Consider the following 24587-nt stretch of genomic DNA (forward strand, 5'->3'; position numbering starts at 1 on the left):
CAGGAGTAGTGGGCCCGGGGCCCGTGGACCGGCTGTACGTGCCGGGCGCCTCGCCGGTGCACCGGCTGCCGCCGCAGACCAAGATCGTCGCCGTGCTGGCGTTCGTGCTGCTGGTGGTCGCCACCCCGCGGGAGCGGATGTGGGCGTTCGGCGGGTACGCGCTGCTCCTGGCGGCGGTCGCGCTGATCGCCCGCGTGCCGTTCCGGACGGTGGCGCGGCGGACCGTGATCGAGGTCCCGTTCGTCGCGTTCGCGCTGCTGATCCCGTTCGTCGCCGAGGGGGAGCGGATCGGCGTGCTGGGGGTGCAGGTGAGCCAGGGCGGGCTGTGGGACGCCTGGAACATCCTCGCCAAGGCCACCCTCGGCGTGGTCGCGTCCATCCTGCTCGCCGCGACCACCGAGCCGAGGCTCCTGCTGCTCGGCATCGAGCGGCTGCGGATGCCGCCGCTCCTCACGCAGATCGCCGCGTTCATGCTCCGGTACGCCGACGTCGTCACGGCCGAGCTGGGTCGAATGCGGGTCGCGCGGGCGTCGCGCGGTTTCGCGGCGCGCGACGTCCGCGCGACGCGCGTGCTCGCCAGGTCGATCGGGGCGCTGTTCCTGCGCTCCTACGAGCGGGGCGAGCGCGTCCATCTGGCGATGCTGAGCCGCGGCTACGACGGACGCATGCCCGTGATGCACGATGTGGGCGCGACGGCCGCGCAGTGGACGGCCGCGGCCGCGCTGCCCTCGGCCGCCGCGCTCGTCGCGCTGGCCGCGTGGATCGCGCCATGACCCCGTCGCTGGAGGTGAAGGGCCTCGCCTACGCGTACCCCGACGGCACCCAGGCCCTCTACGGCGTCGACCTCACGATCGGGCGCGGCGAGCGGGTCGCGCTGCTCGGCCCCAACGGCGCCGGGAAGACCACGCTCGTCCTGCATCTGAACGGCATCCTGTACGGCGGCCTCGGCGAGGTGGGGGTCGGCGGGCTGGCGGTCGATCCAGGTGACAGGAAGACGCTGCGGGAGATCCGCCGCCGTGTCGGCATCGTCTTCCAGGACCCCGACGACCAGCTGTTCATGCCGACCGTCCGGGAGGACGTCGCGTTCGGCCCGGCCAACCTCGGGCTGCGCGGCGCCGACCTGGACCGCCGGGTGCGGGACGCGCTCACCCGCGTCGGCATGCTGGACGTCGCCGACCGGCCGCCGCAGCATCTCAGCTTCGGCCAGCGCCGCCGCGTCGCCGTCGCGACGGTCCTGGCCATGGAGCCGGAGATCCTCGTGCTGGACGAGCCGTCCTCCAACCTGGACCCGGCGAGCCGCCGCGAGCTGGCGGAGGTCCTGCTGAGCCTGGACGTGACGGTCCTGATGGTCACGCACGACCTCCCGTACGCCGCCCAGCTGTGCCCGAGGTCGGTGATCCTCTCCGGCGGCGTCATCGCGGCCGACGGGCCCACCCGGGACCTGCTCATGGACGCCGGGCTCCTCGCCGCGCACCGCCTGGAACTGCCGTTCGGGTTCGATCCGGCGGCCGCACTCCGCTGAATCCGGTGGTCTTCGGCCGTTCCGCTTGCCTCCCGCACCGCCCTCCGCCAGACTCGAATTTCCCGACACTGGTAACGGTTTTCATATCCGAAATGAGGGCATTGTGAAGGTTGCGTTCGTCGGCAAGGGCGGCAGCGGCAAGACCACCCTGTCGTCGCTGTTCGTCCGGCACCTGGCCGGGCGCGGGCTGCCGGTGGTGGCCATCGACGCCGACATCAACCAGCACCTCGGCGTCGCGCTCGGCCTGGACGAGGACCGCGCCGCCAAGATCCCCGCCCTGGGCGACCGGCTCCACGAGATCAAGGAGCACCTGCGCGGCGACAACCCCCGCATCTCCTCCGCGTCCGCGATGGTCAAGACCACCCCGCCGGGGGCGGGCTCGCGGCTGCTGCGGTTCCGCGGCGACGATCCGTTCCATGACGCGGGCCAGGAGATGGGCCCCGACGGCGTCATGGGCGGGGCCGGCATCACGCTCCTCGCCACGGGCCCGTTCAAGGACGACGACCTCGGCGTGGCCTGCTACCACTCCAAGACCGGCGCGGTCGAGCTCTACCTCAACCACCTGGTGGACCTGCCGGGCGAGTACGTCGTCGTCGACATGACCGCCGGCGCCGACACGTTCGCGTCCGGGCTGTTCACCCGGTTCGACCTGATGTTCCTGGTCGCCGAGCCCACCCGCAAGGGCGTCGGCGTCTACCGGCAGTACACCGAGTACGCCCGCGACTACGACGTCGCCATCCGCGTCGTCGGCAACAAGGTGCAGACCGACGACGACATCGCGTACCTGCGCGAGTACGTCGGCGACGACCTGCTGACCTGGGTCGGGCAGTCCGCCGCCGTCCGGGCGCTGGAGCAGGGCCGGGGCGGCGTCGCGCTGGAGGACGGGAACGCCGCCGCCCTCGACCGGATGCGGGCCGAGGTCGACGCGTGCGTCAAGGACTGGGACGAGTTCCAGCGGCAGGCCGTCGAGTTCCACGTCAAGAACGCGCGGAGCTGGGCGAGCAGGGCGGTGGGCGAGGACCTGGAGGACCAGGTCGACCCCGGTTTCCGCTTCCCGGCCGCCTACCGGGTGTAGTCCGGGGCCTACCGGTCGGAGCCGATCGCGACTAGCCTGTCCCGCCATGACGATGCGCCGGATGACGTTCATGGCGGGCGGCGCGGTGGCGCCCATCGCGCTCCTCGCGTTGCTGTTCAACAACCAGTGGGTCGTCGACGCGACCCACGAGAACCTCGATCCCGGCGGGGGGTTCGCGGCACTGGTGACGACGTTCCAGTTGCCTTCCTGGCGGCTGACGGCGGGACGGTACGACTGGACCTACGTGCTGGTCCTGGACCTCGCCCTCCTGCTGTTCTTCGCCCTGCTGGCGGGGCTGGTGTTCGCCGGCGCCAGGGTGCTCGAACCCGGCCGGGGGACGCTCGGCGCCGTCATCACCGGCTGGTGGGCCACCACGGTCGCCGCCGGTGTGTCCAGCCTCATCGGCAGCGTCCTGTTCATGCTGGTGTCCGACGTCCCCGGCCGCATGTTCGGCCGCACGGTGTGGAACTACGTCTCCGGCGGCGCGAGTTACGGTCTGCTGTTCGGCTGGATCGCGGGGCTCGGCGCGCTCGGCGGCTTCCTGCTCAGCCGCCCGCGCACGCAGGGCGGGCAGCAGCAGCCCTACGCCGCGCAGCAGCCCTACGGCGCGCAGCAGCCGTACGCCGCGCAGCAGCCGTACGCCGCGCAGCAGCCGTACGGGCAGCAGCCTTACGCCGCCCAGCCGCCCCAGCAGGCGGCGCCGCAACAGGCGATGCCCCAGCAGCCGCACCCGTCGGCGGTTCCGTACGTCCCTCCGCAGGGCCAGCCGCAGCAGCCCCCGGCCTGGGGGGCCGCGCCCGTCCCTCAGCAGCCCGGCGTTCCGGTCCCGCAGCAGCCGGGAGCGCCGCAGCAGTTCGGCGCGCCGCCCGTCCCGCCGCAGCAGCCCCAGCAGCCCGCGCAGGAGCAGCCCGCGCAGGAGCAGCCCGCGCAGCCCGAGCCCGAGCGTCCCGCCGACGAGGACGCGGAACCGGCCGAGGCCGCGGCCGAGACCCCCGGAGACGACGCGCGCCCGGACACGCCGGAGGACGACGACCTCGGCCTGGCCGACCGGACGATCGTGGACCGCAGGCGCGACGACGACTGAGCCCACCCGCGCGCGTGCACCCCGCCCGTGCCTGCGAGAATCGGGCCCATGCGCGTGTTTCTTGGATCCGACCATGCCGGCTTCGAGTTGAAGGAGCACCTGGTCTCCTGGCTGGAGCGGAACGGGCATGAGGCCGTCGACTGCGGCGCGTTCGAGTACGACGCCGTGGACGACTACCCTCCGTTCGTCCTGCGGGCCGCGGAGCGGACCGCCGCGGAGCCGGGGACACTGGGCGTCGTGCTCGGCGGGTCCGGCAACGGCGAGGTGATCGCGGCCAACAAGGTCCGGGGCGTGCGGGCCGCCCTGGTCTGGAGCGAGGACACCGCGGCGCTCGCCCGCGAGCACAACGACGCGAACGTCATCGGCATCGGCGCCCGCCAGCACGACCTGGCGACCGCGACGCGTTTCGTCGAGCTGTTCGTCGAGACCGCCTACTCCAAGGAGCCGCGCCACACCCGCCGGATCGAGATGCTCAGCGCCTACGAGCGGAACGGCGAGCTCCCGCCCCTGCCGGGCTAGAGGCCGTTCGCCGGGGGCCTGCGGGCACCGCCGCGCTTGCCGAGCCGGCGGCGCTCGTTCTTGGCGGCCTTCGTCCGCCTGGCGGGCTCGGCGCCCTTGCCGGCACCGGCCCCCGGTCCCGGGCCGGCGGCGGGCGCGGCCTCGCGCTCGGGTCTCGGTTGCGAGACGTCCCGTGCCCGCATCGCCGCGTCCACCGTGATCCGCATTCCCGGCTGTCCCATGTGACGCCTCCTCTCCCGTACCCACCTACCCGGATCGACCGTAGCCGGACCGTTGCACGCGGTCACCGGTCCTCCGGATGCCGACCCGCCGGCGCGATTGCTAGATACAGTGCCGGAGTCATGCTTCAACGACTGGTGCATCTGCTTCCGCCGGGAGTGCGGGCCGTGCTGCGCAGGATCCCGGTCCTCGTCGCGCTGTACCGGTGGATGCGGCGCGGGAAGCTGACCGGGGAACGGTACGTGTTCGCCGCCCTAGCGGTCCTCGCGATCGCGGTCGGGGTCGCGACGGCGAACGACACCCGCGGTCTCGCCCCCTCCGGAGTGCTGGTGCTGATCGTGCTCGGCGGCGGGCTGCTGCTGAAGGTGCGGAGCCTCGTGGCGCTGCTCGCGGTCGTGGCGGGCATGGTGACCTACAACGTCTGGCTCGACATCCCCGCGATCGGGATCGGGATCGTCGGCACGTTGACGATCACGGCCGTGCTCGCCCTCTCGCTCGCCCGGACGCGCCAGAAACTCGGCGTCCAGGGCCTGCGCGGCGACTCGATGCTGCTGGAACTGCGCGACCGGCTGAAACGCCAGGGCGAGATGCCCGACCTGCCGGACGGCTGGGACTCCCAGGTCGTGCTCCTGCAGGCCGGCGGATCCTCGTTCGGCGGCGACTTCGTGGTGTCGGCGTCCGACGGCGACACCCTGGAGGTCGCGCTGGTCGACGTCTCCGGGAAGGGCACCGATGCCGGAACCCGGGCGCTGATGCTGTCGGGCGCGTTCGGGGGGCTCCTTGGATCGATCCAGCCCGACCGTTTCCTGCCCGCCTGCAACGAGTACCTCCACCGGCAGCGGTGGGACGAGGGCTTCGTCACGGCCGTGCACGTCGTCGTCGACCTGAAGACGGGGGAGTACACGGTCGAGTCGGCGGGGCATCCGCCCGCCGTCCAGTTCGACGCGAGCAGCGGCGTCTGGCGGGTCGGCTCCGCCAAGGGCATCGTGCTCGGGGTGGTGCCCGATCTCCGTTGCGTCCCCGAGCACGGGACGCTGCGGTCGGGCGACGCGCTCCTACTGTACACCGACGGGCTGGTGGAGTCCCCGGGCAGCGACCTCGACGCCGGCATCGACCGGTTGCTCGGCGAGGCCGAGCGGCTGGTCCCGCAAGGGTTCGGCAGCGGCGCGAAGGAACTGGTGGAGACGATGGCCGCGGCCCGTGACGACGACTGCGCCCTCGTCCTGATCTGGCGCACCTGACCGTCCGTGCGCCCCGGGTGGGCGCGCTACGGGTGCATGTGCCTGCTCTTCTGCCCGCCGTGTCTCGGCCCGTGTTTCTGGGTGGGGGCGGGCGGAGGCCGCTCGTCGTCCTTGTCCTGCGTCAGCCCGGCGATGATGGCGCCGATCAGGACGGTTCCCGCCGCGGCTCCCACGCCCGCCAGCACCCGGGTCCGCAGGGACGACCTGGCGCTCGCGACGCCGGCCGGAGTGAACGCCCTGGTGTCGGTCTCCTCCTGGCCTTCCGGCCTGGACGGGTGGGGCGGAGGGGTGGCGAACGGCCTCGGGTCGGGGAGGCGCGGAGCCGGCGCAGCGGATACCGGCGGGGCCGGTGTCCCGAGGTCACCGGCATGCGGCTCCTGCTGCTCGACGAGCGTGAGCAGCAGGCCGGACGCGGTCGGACGCTCGGCGGGGTTCGTCGCCAGCGCCGACCGCACGGCCGGGACCAGCGACTCCGGCAGCCCGGAGAGGTCCGGCTCCTCGGCCGCGGTGCGGAGTGTCGCGGGGTCGCCGCCGATCGGCATCCGTCCCGTCCCCGCGTGGGCGATGAGGCAGCCCCACGCGAAGACGTCGGCCGCGGGCGTCGAGGGGCCGCCGATCAGCACCTCCGGCGCCATCCAGCCGGGGGTGCCGAGGACCTGGCCTGACGTGGCCGCGGGGACGTGGGCGTCCTGGTCGCGCGCGATGCCGAAGTCGATGACGCGGCAGCCGGAGAGGGTGAGCATCACGTTGGCGGGCTTCAGGTCGCGGTGCACGAGCCCGGCCGCGTGGATCGCCGCGAGCGCCGACGCGACGCCGACCGCGACGCCGTGCAGGTCTGCGGCCGGCAGCGGCCCGTCGCCCGCGAGCCGGTCGTGCAGCGAGACACCGCCCACGTACTCGGTGACGAGGTAGGGGCGGCCCCGCTCCTCGCCGTGCGCGAGGACCCGGGCGGTGCAGAACGAGGCGACGCGGCTCGCCAGGTACGCCTCGTCCATGAAGCGCCGCCGGTAGGACGGGTCGCCCGCCAGATGCGGATGGATGGTCTTCACCGCGACACGGCCGCCGGACTCGGGATCGGCGCCGAGATAGACCATTCCCATGCCGCCCGAGCCCAGGCGGCCCAGCAGTGTGTGCCCGCCGACCTCGCGCGGGTCGGCGGGTTCCAGCGGCCTGATGTCTCCGTCCATGGGATTTCCCGGTTCCCTCGTTCCTCTCCTGTCCGCCTATCCCCGATCGGCGGCGGATTATGGCGCGTTTCTCCAGGAAGTGCAGGAAACGAGATCGTCACGTCGATGTAGCGCCCTGTGCACCGGAGACGTGCAGAGTAGGAACCGGTTCGGCAGCGGAGCCCGGTTCTTCCGTGGGATTTCCTCCTCGGCGCGCGGAAGGCGGGCGGCGGGCCGTACCGGAGGTGATGCCCGCGCGGCCGGCACCCCAGGGGTGGGAGGCGCCGTCCGCGCGGGCATCCGCCCGTTCCCCGGCGATGTTTCGTAGGGCAATGGTCCGGTAACAACCAGTTCTGCGTTCACCCCCCAGGTGCTGGGACGCGGCGCGGCATCGGCCGCCGCGTGCGACCGGAAGGGGGAGGCACCGGGGTGCGGATCACCGGGGACTGGACGTCGCCGTCGTGCTGGTCGGTGCGGGCCCGCGTGACCGCGACCGCGACCCTGGTCGTCGCCGTCCTGCTCACGGCGGGCGCCGTCCTCTTCTACCAGGCCGTCCGGGTCACCGTGTACGAGGGACTGCGCGAAGAGGGCCGGGAGGCCGCCACGGAACTCGCCTCGTTCATCCGGACGAGCGACCCCCAGGGCAGGGTGCCCGTCCATGACCCCCAGTTCGGCCTGCTTCAGGTGGTGAGCGCCGAGGGCGACGTGGTCGCGTACAGCGAACCCATGCGCGGGCGCGGCCCGCTGGACGTGCCGGCGCCGCGGGGACTGGACGAGCCCGCCTACCGCACCATCGACATGCCGGGGGAGGGGCCGGTCTACCTGGTCACCCAGCGCGTACGGACGAGGCACGGCCCGCGGATCGTGCACGCCGGCCAGCCGATCACCGTGATGATCGGCTACAAGGGCCTGTTCATCGGGCTGATCATGGCGGTGGTGCTCCTCGGGACCGCCGCGGTCGGCTGGATCGTGTCGCTGTCGGTGCGCCGGGCGCTGCGGCCGGTGCGGAAGATGAGCGGCGAGCTCGCCGAGATCACCGACCGCGCCCTGGACCGCCGGGTGACCGTCCCCGGGCCGGTCGACGAGGTGTCGGAGCTGGCCGAGTCGGTGAACGTGACGCTGGGCCGGCTGGAGGACGTCCTCACCCGCCAGCGCGGCTTCGTCGCGGACGTCTCGCACGAGCTGCGCAGCCCGCTCACCGGGCTGCGCGCCCAGCTGGAGGTGGCGCTGGAGCATCCGGAGGACGAGGACTGGCCGGCGGTCGCGCGGTCGGCGCTCGGCGACGCCGACCGGCTGCAGGCCATCGTGAGCGACCTGCTGATCCTGGCGAAGGTCGGCGCGGGCATGCACGTCCCGCGGGAGGTGATCGACTTCGGCGGGCTGGTCCGCGCGGAGGCGGTCCGCCGCGAGCGGCGGGTGCCCGTCGAGGTCTCCGCGGACGAGCGGCTCATGGTGCGGGTCACGCCCCACCACATGGTCAGGGTGCTGACGAACCTGCTCGACAACGCCGAGCGGCACGCCGCGTCGCGGATCTGGGTGACCGCGGCCGCGGCCGGGCCGGACGCGGTGCTGGAGGTGCGCGACGACGGCGCCGGGATCGCGCCCGGGGACCGCGAGCGGATCTTCTGGCGTTTCCAGCGGCTCGAGGAGGGCCGCGAGCGCGACCGCGGCGGTTCCGGCCTCGGGCTGACGATCTCCCGCGACATCGCCCGCGCCCACGGCGGGACGCTCGTCGCCGCCGACGGCGACGGCGGCGCACGCTTCGTCCTCCGCGTCCCCCTCGCCGAGCCCTAACCGGACCGGGCGAGGGCCGGGCGGCGCGCCGCGTGCCGGGTGGCCTGTTCGAAGGCGTGGCCGATCTGGAGGACGGCCAGGTCCGCGCGGTGCGGGCCGACGACCTGCAGGCCCACCGGCAGCCCGTCCGCGGTGAAGCCGGCGGGGACCGAGAGGGCGGGGCAGCCGGTCGCGGAGACGAGGAAGGACGACCGCATCCACTCCAGGTAGTCGCGCATCGGATGCCCGGCGACCTCGCCCGGGTACTCCATCCCGGCGTCGAACGGCGGAACCTGGCTGACCGGCAGGAGCAGCGCGTCGTACCGCCCGAAGAACTCCCGGACCCGGTGGAACAGGGCGGTGTGCAGCGTTTCGGCCCGTCCGAGGTCGGCGCCGGTCAGCGTCCGCCCGGCCTCGACGTCCTCGGCCAGGGACGGCTTGACGTCGGCGCGCCGCTCGGACACCAGGGGACCGAGGGTGATGTCCCAGTGCCAGGCCCGCAGCGTCCGGAAGACCTCGTCCGCCCCCGCCAGGTCGGGGCACGCCTCCTCGACCACGCAGCCGAGCTCCTCGAACACCTTCACGGCCGGTTCGAGGACGCCGGTGACGGCCGGGTCGACGGGCACCGTCCCGCCGAGGTCGCGCGACCAGGCGAGGCGCAGCCCGGCGACCTCGCGGCCGAGCGGGACCGCGAACGCCGAGCCGGGGGTCTCCAGCGCGATCGGGCTGCGCGGGTCGGGCCCGGCGAGCACCGACAGCAGCAGCGCGACGTCCCCCACCTCGCGGGCCATCGGACCCTGCACGCCCAGCGTCTGCCGGCCCGCCGGCGCCGGCCATGACGGCACCCGTCCGGGGGACGGCCGGAATCCGGCGACGTTGCAGAACGACGCGGGGTTGCGCAGGGAGCCGCCCATGTCGCTGCCGTCCGCGACCGGATGCATCCCGCACGCCAGCGCGGCCGCCGCGCCCCCGCTGCTGCCGCCCGCCGACCGCGACAGGTCGTAGGGGTTGCGGGTCAGGCCGAACACCGGGTTGAACGTGTGCGACCCGGCGGCGAACTCCGGCACGTTGGTCTTGCCGAGCGTGACGACCCCGGCCGCCCGCATCCGCTCGATGACGAGTTCGTCGGCGTCCGGGACGTGGTCGGCGAAGATCGGTGAGCCCGATGTGGTGCGGATCCCCCGCGTGGCGTGGGTGTCCTTGTGCGCGACCGGCAGGCCGTGCAGCGGGCCGGGCGGCTCCCCGGCGGCGAGCCGCTCGTCCGCGTCCCGCGCCTGCCTCATCGCCTCCTCGGCGGTGAGCGTGACAACGGCGTTCACCTGCGGGTTCGTCCGCTCGATCTGGTCGAGATGCGCCTGGACGACCTCGCGCGAGGACAGCTCGCGGGCGCGGATCCGGCGGGCGAGTTCGCGGGCGGAGGCGAAGTGGATCTCCTCTGACAACGTGGTGTCCCTTCTCCCGGGTCCCACCAGTCTCCACCCCCCGCGCGGCGGCCGGCCCGCCCCCGCGGGCCATGATGGATGGCGTGACCGGACGAGTGGGTGCGCGCGAGCTGCTGCGCCGCGTTCTGGACGGCGGAGGCTGGACGTCGTGGGACGCCCCTCCCGCCGGGCCGGACCCCGCGTCGCCCTACGGCAGGGAACTCGCCGCCGCCCGGAAGCGCAGCGGATGCGACGAGGCCGTCCTCACCGGCGAAGGGCGGCTGCGCGGCCGGCGCGTGGCGTTCGTCGTGTCCGAGTTCCGCTTCCTCGCCGGCTCGATCGGCCTGGCCACCGCCGACCGGATCGTCGCCGCGGTCGAACGCGCCACCGCCGAGGGGCTCCCGTTGCTGGCCGCGCCGTCGTCCGGCGGGACCCGCATGCAGGAGGGAACGGCCGCGTTCGTCCAGATGGCGCGCATCACCGGCGCCGTCATGGCCCACCGCGCGGCGGGGCTGCCCTATCTGGTCTACCTGCGGGATCCCACCACCGGCGGGGTGTTCGCCTCGTGGGGCTCGCTCGGCCACGTGACGGCCGCCGAGCCGGGAGCACTGATCGGTTTCCTCGGGCCGCGCGTGTACGAGGGACTTCGCGGGGAGCCCTTCCCGAGCGGTGTCCAGGTGGCGGAGAACCTCGCCGCCAAGGGGCTTCTGGACGCGGTGGTGGGCATCGACGACCTGGCCGAGGTGGCGTCCGGCGCGCTGAACGTCCTGTGCGGAACCCCGCCCGCACAGGACGTTCAGCGCGCCGTCCCGCAGACACCCGTGGACGCCGACCCGCGGGAGACGGCCTGGGAGTCGATCGAACGATCACGCCGTGCCGATCGTCCGGGTGTCCGTGAACTCCTGCGGTACGGCGCGACGGACGTCACCCCGCTCTCCGGAACCGGCCAGGGGGAGGCGGACCCGGGCCTGCTCCTGGCGTTGGCCCGCTTCGGTGCGGCTCCCTGCGTCGTCGTGGGCCAGGACCGGCGCAGCCAGCGCAACGGCCATCCCCTGGGCCCCGCCGGCCTCCGCGTCGCCCGCCGCGGGATGCAGCTCGCGGCGGAGCTGGCGCTGCCGCTGGTCACCGTGGTGGACACCCCTGGCGCGGTCCTGTCGGCCGAGGCCGAGGAGGGCGGTCTGGCGGGCGAGATCGCCCGCTGCCTCGCGGACCTGATCACTCTGCCCGCGCCGGCGCTCTGCCTGCTGCTGGGCGAGGGCACCGGCGGCGCGGCACTGGCGCTCCTGCCCGCCGACCGCGTGCTCGTGGCCAGGCACGGCTGGCTCTCTCCGCTCCCGCCCGAGGGCGCGTCGCTGATCGTCCACCGGACCGCGGCGCGGGCGGGCGAGATGGCGGCGGCCCAGGGCGTCCGCTCGGCGGACCTGCTGCGCGGCGGCCTGGCGGACGCGCTGGTCGACGAGCGCCCGGACGCCGCCGACGAGCCGGAGGCGTTCTGCCGCCGCGCCGCCGCCGCCGTGGAGGCCGGGCTGTCGGGGCTGGTGCCCGCGGGCCCCGCCGCGCGCCAGGCCCGCTACCGCCTCTCCGCCTTGTAGGGCCGGAGGCGCTGCCAGGGGCGGGGACGGGGGAGGCGGCGCGTGCCGCGGCGCCGGCGGCCCCGGGGCATGAACGAGACGACCGCTCCGGCGATCATGAGGACGACGAGCGCCGCGAGCGCCCAGGCCGCGAACTTGTGGACGATGCAGTTCCGTGCCGTCTCCTCCCCTGGCAGATCCTGGGAATCGCACGCTGCGGCACTGTCCGCCATGTCGATCGCTTTCCTGTTCCGAGGACCAATCTTGGTCACAGCATGTCATGGATCGACCACCGAGCGCATCGTGGCAATCCCTTACAGTCACGGGCGTCACACGGCTTCGTGGGGCGGGTCGAGCATGCCCGCCCGGTGGGCCAGGATGGCGGCCTGGACGCGGTTGGTCAACGACAGCTTCGTCAGGATCCGGCTGACGTGCGTCTTCACGGTCGCCTCGCTCATGTGGAGGGTCGCGGCGATGTCGGTGTTGGACAGCCCGCCGCCGACCGCGACGAGCACCTCGCGCTCCTTGGCGGTGAGCACGCCCAGCCGCGCCTCCGCTTCCGAACGCCCGGTGTCCGCGAAGTCGCGGAGCAGCCGCCGGGTCACCTTGGGGAGAGCATCGCGTCCCCGCGCGCCGCGCTGCGGACCGCGGTCAGCATCTCCTCCGCCGACGCGTCCTTGAGCAGGAAGCCGACCGCGCCGCGCCGCAGCGCGGTCCGCACGTACTCGTCCAGGTCGAACGTGGTCAGCACGACGACGCGATGGGATCCGGCCAGCCGCCCGGTGGCGGTCAGGCCGTCGGCGCGCGGCATCCGGATGTCCATGAGGATGACGTCCGGGCGGTGCGCCTCCGCCTCCCGGACGGCCTCGTTCCCGTCGGCCGCCTCGCCGACGACGGTGATGTCGGGCGCGGTCTCCATGATGGTGCGGAGCATCGCGCGCACCATCCACTCGTCGTCCACGAGCAGGACGCGGATCACAGCGGCACCTCGGCGGTGACCCGGTAGCCGCCGTCCGGGGTCGGGGCCGCGGTCAGCTCCCCGCCCAGCAGCCTGATCCGCTCGGCGATGCCGAGCAGCCCGTGACCGCCGCTCGGCAGCCCGGGGTCGGGGACGCCGCGCCGGTTGGTCACCGACAGCCGCAGCGACCGCCGGGTGCGCCGCACCTCGACGGTGCTTTCGGCGTTCCCGGCGTGCTTGTGGATGTTCGTCAGCGCCTCCTGCACGACTCGGTAGACGGCGTGCCCGACGAGCGCCGGGGGAGCGGAACCGGACTCCTCCACCATCGTCAGCGTCACCGGCATGCCCGTACGGCGGGACTCGGCGACCAGGTCGGCGAGGTCGGCCAGGCCCGGCTGCGGGGCGAGCGGCGCGCCGCCGTCCCCGTGCAGCACCTCCACCAGCGACCGGAGCTCGGTCAGCGCCTCCCGCCCGATGGTGCCGATCCGCTTGCCGATCGCGGGGGCGTCCCGTCCCTCGGACGCCTCGAGCGCGGTGGCGTGCAGCACCATCAGCGACACCCGGTGGGTGACGACGTCGTGCATGTCCTGCGCTATCCGGGCGCGCTCGTCGCTGCGAGCGCGCAGGACGCGCTCGTGCTGCTCGCGCTCCGCGCGCTCGGCCCGCTCCCGGATGCCCGCGATCAGCTCGCGGCGGGCACCGGTGTAGAGGCCGAGCAGCGCCGGCGCCACGCAGACGGCGGTGGTCAGCGGGATCGCCGCGTCCGGGCCGCCGAGACGCCAGACCGGCACACCGACCACGACGGCGGCGGCCGGCGCGGCGATCGCGACCCTGGGCCGCGAACGCGTGCACACGGCGAGGGAGTAGAGCCCCAGGACGACGGCGACGAACGCGGAAAGCGTCACCCACGCCACCAGGGAGACCGCCACGAGCGCTTCGGGACGGCCGCGGCGGTACCAGACCGCCGCGCCGACCAGCAGGCCGAGCGCGACCGCGTACCACAGCGGCGGATCCCAGCCGAGCGAGGCGATGCCCCGATCACCGACCGACCGGGCGATGCCCAGGTCACCGGACGCCGTGCCGGCGGCCACCGCGATCGCCAGAACCGCGTCAAGCACCGTGCCGCGCCTCATGACGCCACGGTATCGACGCCGCGACCCGCGGTCATCGGCAGAAAGATGTAGGCGCGCTCCCGCCATCCACCGACCGCGAAGGCGAGGATCGGCCGACGTGCCACCCGCCCGCCGCCGATTCTGGGCCGCATGCCCAGAAACGACGTACCGGGTGCCGAGGTCAGGCGCGGCATGCAGCGTCCCGCGCTCCGGACCGGACCGTCGCCCAGGCGTAGGGGTCGGATAACTCCCTACATTTCGGGCGATCCGCAGAAGCCATGGGGCCTACCAGGCAGTACGGTTGGCGGAACCCCTGGGCTTGGAGGAGCGCATGGCGCAGTTGACCGAGATCGTCTCCCCTGCGGTGGCCGGTGCCGTGCTCCGCGGCGTGTTCGCGCTTCCGGCGCCGGTCAAGCGGCTGATCGTGGGTGCACCGGTACGGCGGGACGGGCAGGAACTGGCGCTGGACGCGCAGCTGATGCTGCTGATGACGCGGCTGGAGGGACGGAACCTGACGGCCGACACGGTGGAGGAGTCGCGCGACGGGCTCGCGCGGGCGAGGGTGGTCATGGGCCGGGTGCCCGCGCGTCCGGTGAAGACCCGCGAGGTGTCGATCCCGGAGGCCGTCGCGGCGCGCCTGTACACGCCGAAGGGGCTGCCCGAGGGGTCGCCGCTGCTCGTCTACTACCACGGCGGCGGCTGGGTCATCGGCGACGTCGAGTCGCACGACACCGTGTGCCGGTACCTGGCCGTGCACGCCGGGGTGCGGGTGCTGTCGGTGGGGTACCGGCTCGCCCCCGAGCATCCGTATCCGGCGGCGGCGGACGACGCGCGCACCGCGTACGAGTACGCGGTCGAGCACGCCTCGGAGCTGGGGGCCGACCCGCGGGCCATCGCGGTGGGCGGGGACAGCGCGGGCGGCAACCTCGCGGCCGTCGTGGGGCTGCTCGCGGAGCGCAGGCCGGACTTCGCGCTGCTGCTCTACCCGGCGACCGACATGTCGAGGCGGAGCCGGTCGCGGGAGCTCTTCGCGGACGGGTTCTACCTGACCGACGCCGACATGACGTGGTTCAGCGACCACTACTGCCCACCGGAGCGGAGGTCCGAGCCCATGGCGTCGCCGCTGCTGGCCGAGGACCTCAGCGGGTTCCCGCCGACCTATCTGGTCACCGCCGGGTTCGACCCGCTGCGCGACGAGGGGGAGGCGTTCGCGAAGCGGCTCGCCGATGCCGGAGTGCCGGTCGCGCTGCGGCGGCAGGAGGACCTCATCCACGCGTTCGCGAACATGTGGTCGCTGGGCGGGCGGTTCCAGGAGGCGATGTCGGAGGCGGCCGGGGCCCTGCGCACCGGGCTGTACGCCGGGCCCCGGAGCGGCTCCTAGAGCGGCAGGCCCGTGAAGACCAGGACCTTCTCCTGGGTGTAGTCGGCCATGGCCGACTGGAGCCCCTCGCGGCCGACGCCCGAGTCCTTCACGCCGCCGTAGGGCATCTGGTCGGCGCGGTAGGACGGGACGTCGCCGATCACGACGCCCCCGACGTCCAGGTCGCGGTGGGCGCGGAACGCGATGTCGAGGTCGCGGGTGAAGACGCCCGCCTGGAGGCCGAACTTGGAGTCGTTGACGAGGTCGAACGCCGCGTCGACGCCGTCCACGGGCTGGATGAGCATGACCGGGCCGAAGACCTCCTCGCGGGCGATCTTGGCGTCGGGCGGGACGTCGGCGAGGAGGGTCGGGGCGTAGGCCGCCCCCTCGCGGGTGCCGCCGGTGAGGATCCTCGCGCCCGCCGCCACGGCCTCGTCCACCCAGGCCTCGACGCGCTCGGCGGCGTCCTGGCTGACGAGGGGGCCGACCTGCGTCTTGTCGTCCCACGGGTCGCCGGTGACGAGGGAGGCGACGGTGTCGACGAGCTTCGGGACGAACGCGTCGTACACGGAGCGGTCGACGTAGACCCGCTGGACGGCGATGCAGCTCTGCCCGGCCTGGTAGTTGGAGAACAGCCCGATGCGCTCGGCGGCCCAGTCGAGGTCGGCGTCCGGCAGGACGACCGCCGCGCCGTTGCCGCCCAGTTCGAGGGTCACGTGCTTGCGGGGCGCCTGGTCCCTGATCGCCCACCCGACGGGCACGGACCCGGTGAACGACACGATCGGCAGCCGCGGGTCGTCCACGAGCGCGGGCGCCCGGTCGTTGGGCACCGGCAGGATCGAGAACATCCCGGCGGGCAGGGCGGTCTCGGCGAGCAGCTCGCCCAGCAGGAGCGCCGACAGCGGTGTCGCCGGCGCGGGCTTGAGCACGATCGGGGCCCCCGCCGCGATCGCCGGAGCGACCTTGTGGGCGGCGAGGTTCAGCGGGAAGTTGAACGGTGAGATCCCGAGCACCGGGCCCTTCGGCACGCGGGTGACGTAGGCCATCCGGCCCTCCGCCGCGGGGTCGGTGTCGAGCCGCTGCGTGGTCGCGCTGAAGCGGCGGGCCTCCTCGGCGGCGAACCGGAACGTGGAGATCGCGCGGTTCACCTCTCCGCGCGCCCACAGCAGCGGCTTGCCGTTCTCGCCGGTGATCAGGCGGGCGACCTCCTCGGCCCGCTCGGCGAGCCGCGCGGACACGTGCGCGAGGGCGTCGGCCCGCACGTGCAGCGGCAGCGCCGCGGCGTCCTTGCGGAGGGCGTCCGCCGCCGCGATCGCCTCCTCCACCTGAGCGGGTGTCGGCACGGCCGCGGTCCCGACCACCCGGCCGTCGTAGGGATGCGTAACGGTCAGCTCGCCGTCACCGGTTTCGGGCCGGCCGGCCAGCCAGAATGGGGTCACGTTCATGCCCCTCACGCTATCTACGGCGCGCCCGAATGCGAGTCTCCACGGCGGTGAATCGCGGCGTCCTGATTGGACGTGACGGCGAACGCGATCCAGAGTTCGGCGCGGACCGCCGGGTCGTCGGGGTCGCGTTCGAGGACCTCGGCGGCCTTGCGCATGCGCGACCGCAGCGTGTGCCGGTGGACGCCCAGGGCCCGCGCCGCCGCCTCGCCCTGCCCGTTGGCCGCGACGTACGCCCGGACGGTCTCGACCAGGTCCTCCTCGCGGAGCGGTGCGAGGAGCGCGTCGGCGAAGGCGCGTGCGAGTTCCGGTTCGAGCAGGTCGAGGACTCCTTGCCCGGGAAGCGCGGAGTAGTGCAGGACGTCGAGGCCTGACCGGTTCGCCGCGGCCAGCGTCTCCTCCGCCTGCCGCAGCGCCGCCGCCAGTTCTCCGGATGCCGGGTCGCTGACCCCGATCGGGCCGGTGCTCGCGAGCAGGGTCTCGACCGTGCCCCCCAGCTCGTCCGGGACGATCACGGCGAGGCGCCCCCCGCCGAGCGGCAGTGCCGGGCAGCGTTCCCCCGCGGGGTCGGACTCCAGCACGTCCAGCACGGCGCCGCCGCCCGCACAGGCCAGCACCCGGACCGGCCCCCGCGGCACGGCCGGCCCGTCCTCCGGGCGGCCGAGCAGCAGCGCCGCGAGCGAGGCCCGCAGGTCGCGGCCGGTCCGCGGCGCCTCCGACTGGAGGGTCAGCAGCGAGACGGCCGCCCCCACGATCGTGTGCGCGACATGGGGGAGCGGCGCGGCGGTCCCGATCGCGAGGAACCCGCGCGGCCGCCCGCCCAGCCCGATCCGCTGCACGACGACGTGGTCGCCGGGCAGCGAGAGCGCCATGCTCGCGGACGGCACATCGTTCCCCCGCGCCGTCGGGGCCCTGCGCAGCCGGGCGAGCTCGGGGGCGAGCGCGCCGGCGCGGCCGGCCGCACCGGCCGGTTCCGCGTGCTGGACGCTCCCTGACGGATCGAGCAGCAGCGCCCAGCCGCCGAGCAGCCGCGCAAGCCGGGTGACCACCGCGCCGGGCCCGGTGAGCGCGGCGCGGGTCAGTTCCCGCTGGGCCCGGAACGCGCGGGTGACGTCCTCGTACCACTCGGCCGCCAGCATCCGCGACACCGCCTTGCCGACGGCGATGAACGGGGTGGGGCGCGGCACCTCCAGCAGGGCGAGCCCCTGGTCGCGCGCCGCCGCGACCAGCTCGGCGGGGACGGTGTCGTGGATGACGCCGACCGCGAACCCGAGCCCGGCGACAGCGCGTCCGACCAGCCGCGACACGTAGCCGGCCGCGTTCGCCGGGGACAGCCGCATCCCGGTGGTGAGGACGAGTTCGCCGCCCTCCAGGAACGGCGTCGGGTCCTCCAGCTCGCTGACCGCGACCCACATGACGGTCGCGTCCGGGAGTTCGCCGGTGAGCGAGCGCAGGCCGAGCTGGGGGAGTGCGGCGACGGAGGCCAGGCTGGGCGGCATCGCGCTCCCTGTGCAGGGTGTCCATGTCACGGGGCGCGTTTCGCCGACCCCCGTACATTCATCGTAAGCGGCGCCCGCGGTGCGGACCGCTCACAGGCCCCAGCTCCGGCCGGCGCACCAGGTGCGCACGTCCTCGCGGGAGAGCAGGCGGCCGATGGTGAGCAGGGCGGCGGCGGACACCAGGCCGGGCAGGAAGGCCAGCAGGACCGGGAGGCTTCTGATCTCGCCGGCGGGGGCCACGATCAGGCCGAGCAACGCGATCGTGACCAGGTACAGCACGCCGATGGCCTTGCTGAGGCCCGCCGTCCGACCCACGGCCACGGCGCCGCCCGCCCAGACGCGCACGAGCAACCAGGCGAAGAGCGAGGTCCAGAAGACCACCATCGCCAGGGTCATCAGAGTGGCCCCGTCCAGGACGAGGGCGACCACCATGAGGGAGCCCCAGAAGCACCCGAGCATTCCGACGCTCAGCTTGACGGCGCGCGGGCGGTCGCGGGGCTCGGGGATCTCGGGGCCCTCCCGGCGGTAGACCGAGGGCGCGAAGGTGCGCAGGGCCCGGTCGATCGGGCCGACGACCGACCGGGCGTGGCCGAACGGCACCCGGTGGCCGCCCCGCGGCGCACCTGCCGCCGCGGCCAGGTGCTCCATCTCGGGGTGGGCCTCGCGGAAGCCCGGTTCCGCCGGTCGCAGGTCGAGGGTCACCGAGGACGTCACCCCGGGCGTGCGGACGTCCGGAGCCGGGTAGGCGAGCGTGACCTCGCCGAGTTCCGACCAGCGCACCGTCCACGGTGCTCCGCTCGGGTCGTCCCAGCTCAGCCCGTCCGCGTTGAAGTGGATCCGGCGCGGCCGGAAGGCGACCCGCCACAGGAGCAGCGGCAGGACGCCGATCAGGGTGAAGACGAGTCCGATGACGAACGCCGCGACCCGGGTGCCCGTCCCGCCGTCCACGTTCCCGGTGAGCGCGGAGACGACCGCGATGATGCCGATCGCCCCGGCCACCACCCCTCCCACGGCGATCTGACGCGTCTGGGCGCTCCCGACGTCGACGGTCACCGGCGCGCGAGGGTCGGTCATGTCAGCGCCCCTGCGCCCGCGCTTCGCACCACTCGCGGACGTCGGCCCGGCCGAGCAGGAGACCGGACAGGAGGAGACCGGCGCTCAGCAGCACGCCGAAGCCGTACCTCTGGAGATCGTCGGATCGCGTGTCGCCGTCGCCGACCCCCATGCCGGCGAGGAGGAGGATGACGGCCAGGAACGCCCCGCCGATGAACGTGGCGGTGAACTTCATGAAACCGATCGCCATCGGGCCGCCCGTCCAGACGCGGACGAGCCACGCCAGGACGACCGCGGTCCAGAAGGAGCCCATCGCGATGTCGGCGGGATCGGCTCCGCCCGGCAGGGCGGCGTATCCCATCGCGGGGACCCAGAAGGCCAGGGCCAGGGCGACGCTCGCCACGACGGCCCACGGGCGCCGGAGCCCGCGGGGGATCTCACGGCCGTCCCGCACGTAGATGCCGCCGGCGAAGGCGCTCAGCGCGTCGTCGATCGGGCCGACGGACCGCTGGAGGCTGCCCAGCGGCAGGGAATAGGCGAATCCGGGTTCGCCCGAGACCTCCTCCGCCAGATCCTCCATCTCCGGATGGGCGTCCCGGAAGTCCGGGGAGGCCGGGCTGAGCACGAGCTCGGCCTTCGGCGGCTGCACCGGATGCCCCCGCCTCGGCTGGGAGAGGTCCGGGCGCGAGTAGGAGAACGTGACCCGCCCCAGCTCCCGCCAGGTGACCGTCCACCGGTCACCGATCGGGCCGGCCATGCGCAGGCCGGCGGCGTCCACGGTCAGGCGGTGGTGCGAGGCCGACGCGCGCCACGCCGCCGGCAGCGCGCACGCGAACACGACGAAGACCGCGGAGACGAGCACCCCGCCCGCGTCGTCGCCGGTGACCGCCGGGACGAGCACGGCTCCCCCGATCCCGCCGAGCACCGCGCTCACCGCCACGACGTGCCGGAGGTGGACGTTCGCGACCCTGACGGTCAGCGGCTCGCGGGAGGAGATCACGTCGGTCACGGGCCAACAAGTTAGGGCAACCCGGTCGGTATGACCAGGCTTGCTGTCAGCGCGGTCCGAGCGAGGCGCTGTACAGGTCGGCGAGGATGTCGTAGGAGCGCAGGCGGTCGGCGTGGTCGTAGACCTGGGTCATGACCATGACCTCGTTGACGGCCGTCCGCTCGATCAGCGCGTCCATGTCCTTGCGGACGGTCTCCGGGCCGCCCACCACCTGCTCCGCCACCCGGGAGTCGATCATCTGGCGGTCCAGCGGCGTGTACGGGTAGGCGGCCGTCTCCTCCGGGGTCGGCAGCGGACCCGGCGCCCCCTGCCGCAGCCGCAGGAACGACAGCGCCTGCGGCGCGGCCAGCTCGCGCGCCCGCTCGTCGGACTCGGCGGCGGTGACCGCGACGCCGATCATCGAGTACGGCTCGTCCAGCGCGCCGGGACGGAACGAGTCGCGGTACAGCTGGAGCGCGGGCACGGTGTTCGCCGCGCTGAAGTGGTGCGCGAACGCGAACGGCATCCCGAGCAGCCCGGCCAGCCTGGCGCTGTATCCGCTGGACCCGAGCAGCCAGATGGGCGGCTCGTTGCCGGCGGCGGGCGTGACCGTGCTGTCCGCGCCGAAGTAGCCGCGCAGCTCGATGACCTGCTCGGGGAAGTCGTCCACCGACAGCGCGTCCGGCGAGCGCCGCAGCGCACGCGCGGTGGCCTGGTCGGTGCCGGGGGCGCGGCCGAGACCGAGGTCGATGCGCCCGGGGTACAGCGCCTCCAGCGTCCCGAACTGCTCGGCGACCACCATCGGCGCGTGGTTCGGCAGCATGACGCCGCCCGACCCGACGCGCATTTCCGACGTCGCCGCCGCGACCTGGCCGATCAGCACGGCGGTCGCGGAGCTCGCGATACCGGGCATCGCGTGGTGCTCGGCGAGCCAGTACCGGTGGAAGCCGAGCCGTTCGGTGTGCCGGGCCAGGTCGAGGGTGTTGCGCAGGGCCTGGCCGGACGTCGAGCCGCTGACGACGGGGGCCAGGTCGAGGACGGAGAAGGACACGCTCATAACGTGCCTCAACCCGCCGGGAGCCCGTCCTCTTCCCGGTCAGCCCGTCATGGTCACGGCGACGGGGACGGCGATGGCGGCGATCACGACGGGGACGGTGATGCTGATCCACGACCAGTTCACCAGTGTGCGGGCCCGCGCGGGATCGTCGGCGAACACGGTTTCGGCCTTGGCGTACAGGAGGGCGGCCACCACCATGAGCGGGACGAACGCGAGCATCGTGAGGGTGCCGAGGACGAACGCGGCGGTCTGCCCGAGTCTGGTGTAGGTCCCGTCCTGGCCGATGCCGAAGGCGAGACGGGGAGCGGCGGCGGGGACGGAGGCGGCGGAGACTGCTTCGGTCATGGAGCGCACCGATCACTAGAGGTGTGATCTGGATCATACTCTTGGTGATCGCACTCCGCGAGAGGCCGGACGGCGGTTTTTGGCGGTCGGCCAACTGCGGCTCGGCGCGTGAGGATCCATTGAGCGCGGTATGGGGAAACGCGGTCCGGCCCGTCCTCGATAATGCCCGGAGAAGACGCCGCCCATAAGGAGAGCCGTGACCGAGTCGCCGGTCGGATCCGAGTACGCCCGCACCCGCGACATCGTCGTCGCCGGGGTCCTCCTGCTCGCGCTCACCGCCGTGCTGCTGATCGTCCTCGTGCAGGTGTGGCCGCCCGCCCCGGCGGTCTCTCCGGACGGGCGCGCCGAGATCCCGGCCCGGACCACGACGGTCGAGCTGCCGGGCTGGTCGCCCACGCTGTCCCGCGAGACGAGCCTGTTCGTGGTCGTCATGGCGGCCGGCGCGCTCGGCGCGGTCGTGCACGTCCTGCGGTCGTTCTACTGGTACGTCGGCAACCGCGCGCTGCGCCGGAGCTGGCTGCTGATGTACCTGCTGCTCCCGCTGGTCGGGGCGCTGCTCGCGCTGATCGTCTACCTCGTGCTGCGCGGCGGCCTGACCTCCCCGGCGGGCGGCGCGTCCGACATCAACCCCTACGGGATCACGGCCATCGCCGCGCTCGTCGGGCTGTTCTCCCGCGAGACCTCCGAGAAGCTCCGCGCCGTCTTCGCCACCCTGCTCGCCCAGGCGCCGCCCGGCCGCGACCAGGCCATCGCGCCCCGGATCGACGCGGTCGAGCCGGTGAGCGGCCCGGTCGGCACCGCGGTCGCCGTCCACGGCACCGGGCTCGCGTCCGCGACCGCCGTCCGGTTCGGAGCGGCCGAGTCGCGCATCACCGTCGCGACCGACACGCTCGTCCGGACGGCCGTCCCGCCGGGCGCCACCACGGGGCCCCCGGTGGTGACGACGCCGGCCGGCCCCGCCACGAGCCCGGACCGCTTCACGGTCGAATGAGCTACTTGGCGTCCTGCCAGTGGGGGTGCCAGACCTCGTAGGCGGCGCCCGGGAACACCCGGGGCAGCTCGGACGTCGGGAGGCGGCCGAGTTCGGCGCCCGTGCGCGCGACGCCGAACTGCCGCTCGGTCGCGTACGCGGTGCGGCGCAGGCTCTTCGGGCCGGCGACGAGGCAGGTGTAGCGGGTGCCGGGCAGGTCCTCGTCCGGGATCGCGGCGCCGACCGCGAGGCTGTTGGACACCGTCACCCAGCTCCCGAGCCCCGCCACCTGCCGCTCGGACGCCTGGTCCTCCCAGCGGTGCTCCAGGATCGGCTTGGAGAAGATCGGGACGAGCAGGTGCGACACCCCGCACGCCTCCAGCTCGCGCTCCCAGCCGATCGACCGGCCGAGGTCCTCGCAGATCAGCACCGCGAGCCGGCCCAGCGAGGAGTCGAGCACGCTGATCCGCGTGCCGGGCCGGGCGTACTCCACGGCGGTGCCGGCGTCCGGCGCGTCCGGCAGCCGCCACAGCCGCATCTGCCCGGAGTCGAGCGTGAAACCGAACAGCTTGTCCTGGACGAGGAGCTCCTGTCCCGTCCAGCGGTCGAGCAGGACGGCGCGGTTGGGCGGCGGGTCGTCGGCGCCGAGCGGGCCGCTGCCGAGCAGGATGAACCGCAGCGGGCGCCGGTCCCGGTCGCGCCCGGCGGTGTCGAACGCGACCTCCTTCCAGTGCTCCAGCAGCGCGTCCGACAGCGACGCCTCCGGCATCACGGCGAGTTGCGCGCCGGACTCGTCCAGCCGCCGGACGATCGCCTTGATGCGGCTGCGCAGCCCGGACGAGTCCATCGGGCGCAGCCGGTAGACGGTCATCCCGTCCCGCTCCCCGAACTCGATGTCCACGTCGTCGAAGGTCTCCAGCACGGGCGCGCAGCCGACCGTGACGGGCTCGTCCCGGCTGAAGTGGGGGTCGTTGACCGCCGGCAGGACGGTGTGGTCGATCCGGTCCCACTCCGCCTGGGGAACGCGGTGGACGCCGAAGAACTCCGCCTTCGACCGCTTCCCGTGCGGCCGCCCGGGGAACGCGCAGCGGGGCAGCAGCGCGCCCGTCGTCCCGGGCCCGTTCAGCTTCCCCTCGGTCAGGTAGTTGACCAGGACACCCGCCAGCGCCGGGGCGTCGTGGTAGGGCGCGTACGGGCTCGCGTGCGCCAGCGCGATGTCGAGCCCGAGCAGGATCGTGAACGCCCCCTGGTCTCCGCGCATGGCGATCGTCCGCGCCGTCTGGGCGGGGTCGAGGACGCCGTGCTCCAGCACCGCGTCCGCGATCTCGTTGGCCTTCCGCCGTACCCGCTCCTCGGCGTACCAGCGCGTGGCCGTCCAGCTCTGGAAGACGTCATCCGCGATCGAGTCGTAGAGGTGGACGAAGAGATCAGCTGGTTCGGCCGGGTACGCGGCTGCAGCCAACTGATCTGTCATAAGCGCCCCCGGGGGGATTGTGCGGCACGGTCACGGGTGGTGGATCGATGCTAACGCTCCCGCGCGCGACAGTTCGTGCCGTCCGCTACAGAACGCCGATCCGCATCACTTGACATTCACTTGGCAGAGGCGCATCCTGGGAATGTCCGGCGGGGCCGTCCACCCGGGAGTGTGACCATGAGTTCAGCGACCGACTCCGTTCGCGACCGCCGGGCGGAGGTCCGCCGGCTCATCGACGCGATGGAACACGCCAAGGTCATCGGCGACGGCCACTTCAGCGCGCTCGGCATGCTCATCACCGACGCGTCGCTCAGCGCCGACGAGCCGGCGCTGGTCGAATGCCAGGACGGGCTCCAGTGGCTCCACCGCCACTATCTCGACGTCGACGCTCTGGACGGCCCCCAGCGCGAGCAGCGCGGCCGCATACTCGGCCTGATCGACGCGGTCCACTGGGCGCTGAAGAGGCTCCCGTCCGGCCTGCAGCTCGCGCTCCAGCCCGACGGCCACGCGGCCCGCTTCCTGATCGCGGTGTCCGGCCGGCCGGGCCTGTCCAACCAGCAGCTCGCCGCCGAACTCGGCACCGACGAGACCGAGGTGAGCCGCGTCGGCCGCAGGCTCCTGTCCGCCGGCGTCGTGTGGCGCCGCAAGGAGTGGCGGCACAACGCGTGGGACCTCACCCCCAGGGGCCGCCAGTACCTGGAGACCTCCGGCCTCGTCCCGGCCGAGGCGGGCCCCGAC

23 protein-coding genes and 1 pseudogene are annotated in these 24587 nt (G+C 73.8%); 11 read left to right on the plus strand and 13 right to left on the minus strand.

From position 1 onward, the window contains the following. Positions 1 to 8: 8 nt before the first annotated feature. The 5 genes from cbiQ (at position 9) to E1281_RS18675 (ending at position 4200) form a co-directional block, all read left to right on the plus strand. Positions 9 to 773 (plus strand): cobalt ECF transporter T component CbiQ, encoded by a 765-nt coding sequence (gene cbiQ, locus E1281_RS18655; RefSeq protein ID WP_131879896.1) that lies wholly within the window; start codon positions 9 to 11, stop codon positions 771 to 773. Continuing rightward, positions 770 to 1522 carry an ABC transporter ATP-binding protein gene (locus tag E1281_RS18660; RefSeq protein ID WP_131879898.1) on the plus strand — a complete coding sequence of 251 codons (753 nt, stop codon included), beginning with the start codon at positions 770 to 772 and terminating at the stop codon, positions 1520 to 1522. Before cbiQ ends, E1281_RS18660 begins: the two co-directional genes overlap by 4 nt. 103 nt (positions 1523 to 1625) lie before the next feature. After that, positions 1626 to 2597: an ATP-binding protein gene (locus E1281_RS18665; RefSeq protein ID WP_131879900.1), complete on the plus strand. Its 972-nt coding sequence runs from the start codon at positions 1626 to 1628 to the stop codon at positions 2595 to 2597. A gap of 46 nt (positions 2598 to 2643) precedes the next feature. Continuing rightward, positions 2644 to 3681 (plus strand): hypothetical protein, encoded by a 1038-nt coding sequence (locus E1281_RS18670; protein ID WP_131879902.1) that lies wholly within the window; start codon positions 2644 to 2646, stop codon positions 3679 to 3681. Positions 3682 to 3729: 48 nt separating this feature from the next. Then, the gene (locus E1281_RS18675) at positions 3730 to 4200 is read left to right on the plus strand and encodes a ribose-5-phosphate isomerase (protein ID WP_131879904.1); all 471 of its coding nucleotides are present in this window, start codon (positions 3730 to 3732) and stop codon (positions 4198 to 4200) included. Here the strand turns inward: E1281_RS18675 and E1281_RS18680 are convergent. After that, complete coding sequence (locus E1281_RS18680; RefSeq protein ID WP_131879906.1) at positions 4197 to 4421, minus strand: hypothetical protein; 225 nt, start codon at positions 4419 to 4421, stop codon at positions 4197 to 4199. The two genes, E1281_RS18675 and E1281_RS18680, sit on opposite strands and share 4 nt — an antisense overlap. Before the next feature lie 120 nt (positions 4422 to 4541). Here E1281_RS18680 and E1281_RS18685 point away from each other — a divergent pair, with 120 nt between their 5' ends. Beyond that, positions 4542 to 5660: a PP2C family protein-serine/threonine phosphatase gene (locus E1281_RS18685; protein ID WP_131879908.1), complete on the plus strand. Its 1119-nt coding sequence runs from the start codon at positions 4542 to 4544 to the stop codon at positions 5658 to 5660. 26 nt (positions 5661 to 5686) lie between these two features. Here E1281_RS18685 and E1281_RS18690 read toward each other — a convergent pair whose 3' ends face one another. Beyond that, positions 5687 to 6847 carry a serine/threonine-protein kinase gene (locus E1281_RS18690; RefSeq protein WP_131879910.1) on the minus strand — a complete coding sequence of 387 codons (1161 nt, stop codon included), beginning with the start codon at positions 6845 to 6847 and terminating at the stop codon, positions 5687 to 5689. Between the two features lie 408 nt (positions 6848 to 7255). Here E1281_RS18690 and E1281_RS18695 point away from each other — a divergent pair, with 408 nt between their 5' ends. After that, positions 7256 to 8620 (plus strand): ATP-binding protein, encoded by a 1365-nt coding sequence (locus E1281_RS18695; protein ID WP_131879912.1) that lies wholly within the window; start codon positions 7256 to 7258, stop codon positions 8618 to 8620. Here the strand turns inward: E1281_RS18695 and E1281_RS18700 are convergent. Then, positions 8617 to 10041: an amidase gene (locus E1281_RS18700; RefSeq protein WP_243717101.1), complete on the minus strand. Its 1425-nt coding sequence runs from the start codon at positions 10039 to 10041 to the stop codon at positions 8617 to 8619. The genes E1281_RS18695 and E1281_RS18700 overlap by 4 nt on opposite strands. A gap of 74 nt (positions 10042 to 10115) precedes the next feature. Between E1281_RS18700 and E1281_RS18705 the strand changes: the two genes are divergently transcribed. Further along, complete coding sequence (locus E1281_RS18705) at positions 10116 to 11612, plus strand: carboxyl transferase domain-containing protein (RefSeq protein WP_131879937.1); 1497 nt, start codon at positions 10116 to 10118, stop codon at positions 11610 to 11612. On the opposite strand, the gene E1281_RS18710 is transcribed toward E1281_RS18705, so the two are convergent. From E1281_RS18710 to E1281_RS18720, 3 genes and pseudogenes are all read right to left on the minus strand, one after another. Then, positions 11591 to 11824, minus strand: coding sequence for a hypothetical protein (locus tag E1281_RS18710; RefSeq protein WP_131879916.1), 234 nt, complete (start codon positions 11822 to 11824; stop codon positions 11591 to 11593). The two genes, E1281_RS18705 and E1281_RS18710, sit on opposite strands and share 22 nt — an antisense overlap. A gap of 96 nt (positions 11825 to 11920) precedes the next feature. After that, positions 11921 to 12570 (minus strand): annotated as a pseudogene (locus tag E1281_RS18715) (response regulator transcription factor). Then, positions 12567 to 13682 carry a histidine kinase gene (locus E1281_RS18720; protein WP_131879918.1) on the minus strand — a complete coding sequence of 372 codons (1116 nt, stop codon included), beginning with the start codon at positions 13680 to 13682 and terminating at the stop codon, positions 12567 to 12569. Before E1281_RS18720 ends, E1281_RS18715 begins: the two are co-directional and overlap by 4 nt. 310 nt (positions 13683 to 13992) lie before the next feature. Here E1281_RS18720 and E1281_RS18725 point away from each other — a divergent pair, with 310 nt between their 5' ends. Then, positions 13993 to 15042 carry an alpha/beta hydrolase gene (locus E1281_RS18725; protein ID WP_131879920.1) on the plus strand — a complete coding sequence of 350 codons (1050 nt, stop codon included), beginning with the start codon at positions 13993 to 13995 and terminating at the stop codon, positions 15040 to 15042. On the opposite strand, the gene E1281_RS18730 is transcribed toward E1281_RS18725, so the two are convergent. From E1281_RS18730 to E1281_RS18755, 6 genes are all read right to left on the minus strand, one after another. After that, entirely contained in the window at positions 15039 to 16466 is a 1428-nt protein-coding gene (locus E1281_RS18730; protein ID WP_131879922.1) for an aldehyde dehydrogenase family protein, read from the minus strand. The two genes, E1281_RS18725 and E1281_RS18730, sit on opposite strands and share 4 nt — an antisense overlap. Positions 16467 to 16480: 14 nt before the next feature. Further along, complete coding sequence (locus tag E1281_RS18735; protein WP_131879924.1) at positions 16481 to 17962, minus strand: PucR family transcriptional regulator; 1482 nt, start codon at positions 17960 to 17962, stop codon at positions 16481 to 16483. 90 nt (positions 17963 to 18052) lie between these two features. After that, entirely contained in the window at positions 18053 to 19036 is a 984-nt protein-coding gene (locus tag E1281_RS18740; RefSeq protein ID WP_131879925.1) for a hypothetical protein, read from the minus strand. Position 19037: 1 nt separating this feature from the next. Then, positions 19038 to 20024 (minus strand): hypothetical protein, encoded by a 987-nt coding sequence (locus tag E1281_RS18745; RefSeq protein WP_131879927.1) that lies wholly within the window; start codon positions 20022 to 20024, stop codon positions 19038 to 19040. Positions 20025 to 20070: 46 nt separating this feature from the next. Further along, entirely contained in the window at positions 20071 to 21060 is a 990-nt protein-coding gene (locus tag E1281_RS18750) for an LLM class flavin-dependent oxidoreductase (protein WP_131879929.1), read from the minus strand. A 39-nt stretch (positions 21061 to 21099) separates the two neighbouring features. After that, positions 21100 to 21405, minus strand: a complete 306-nt coding sequence (locus E1281_RS18755; protein ID WP_131879931.1) for a hypothetical protein — start codon at positions 21403 to 21405, stop codon at positions 21100 to 21102. Between the two features lie 196 nt (positions 21406 to 21601). Between E1281_RS18755 and E1281_RS18760 the strand changes: the two genes are divergently transcribed. Beyond that, positions 21602 to 22396, plus strand: a complete 795-nt coding sequence (locus E1281_RS18760; RefSeq protein WP_131879933.1) for an IPT/TIG domain-containing protein — start codon at positions 21602 to 21604, stop codon at positions 22394 to 22396. A gap of 1 nt (position 22397) precedes the next feature. Here E1281_RS18760 and E1281_RS18765 read toward each other — a convergent pair whose 3' ends face one another. Then, a complete protein-coding gene (locus E1281_RS18765) occupies positions 22398 to 23837 on the minus strand; it encodes a hypothetical protein (protein ID WP_131879935.1) in 1440 nt (479 codons plus the stop codon). 189 nt (positions 23838 to 24026) lie between these two features. Here E1281_RS18765 and E1281_RS18770 point away from each other — a divergent pair. Continuing rightward, positions 24027 to 24587: hypothetical protein (locus E1281_RS18770; RefSeq protein ID WP_207943348.1), on the plus strand; the 561-nt coding region annotated here is incomplete at its 3' end.

The sequence above is a fragment of the Actinomadura sp. KC345 genome (genome assembly GCF_004348515.1).
Lineage (GTDB): Bacteria > Actinomycetota > Actinomycetes > Streptosporangiales > Streptosporangiaceae > Spirillospora.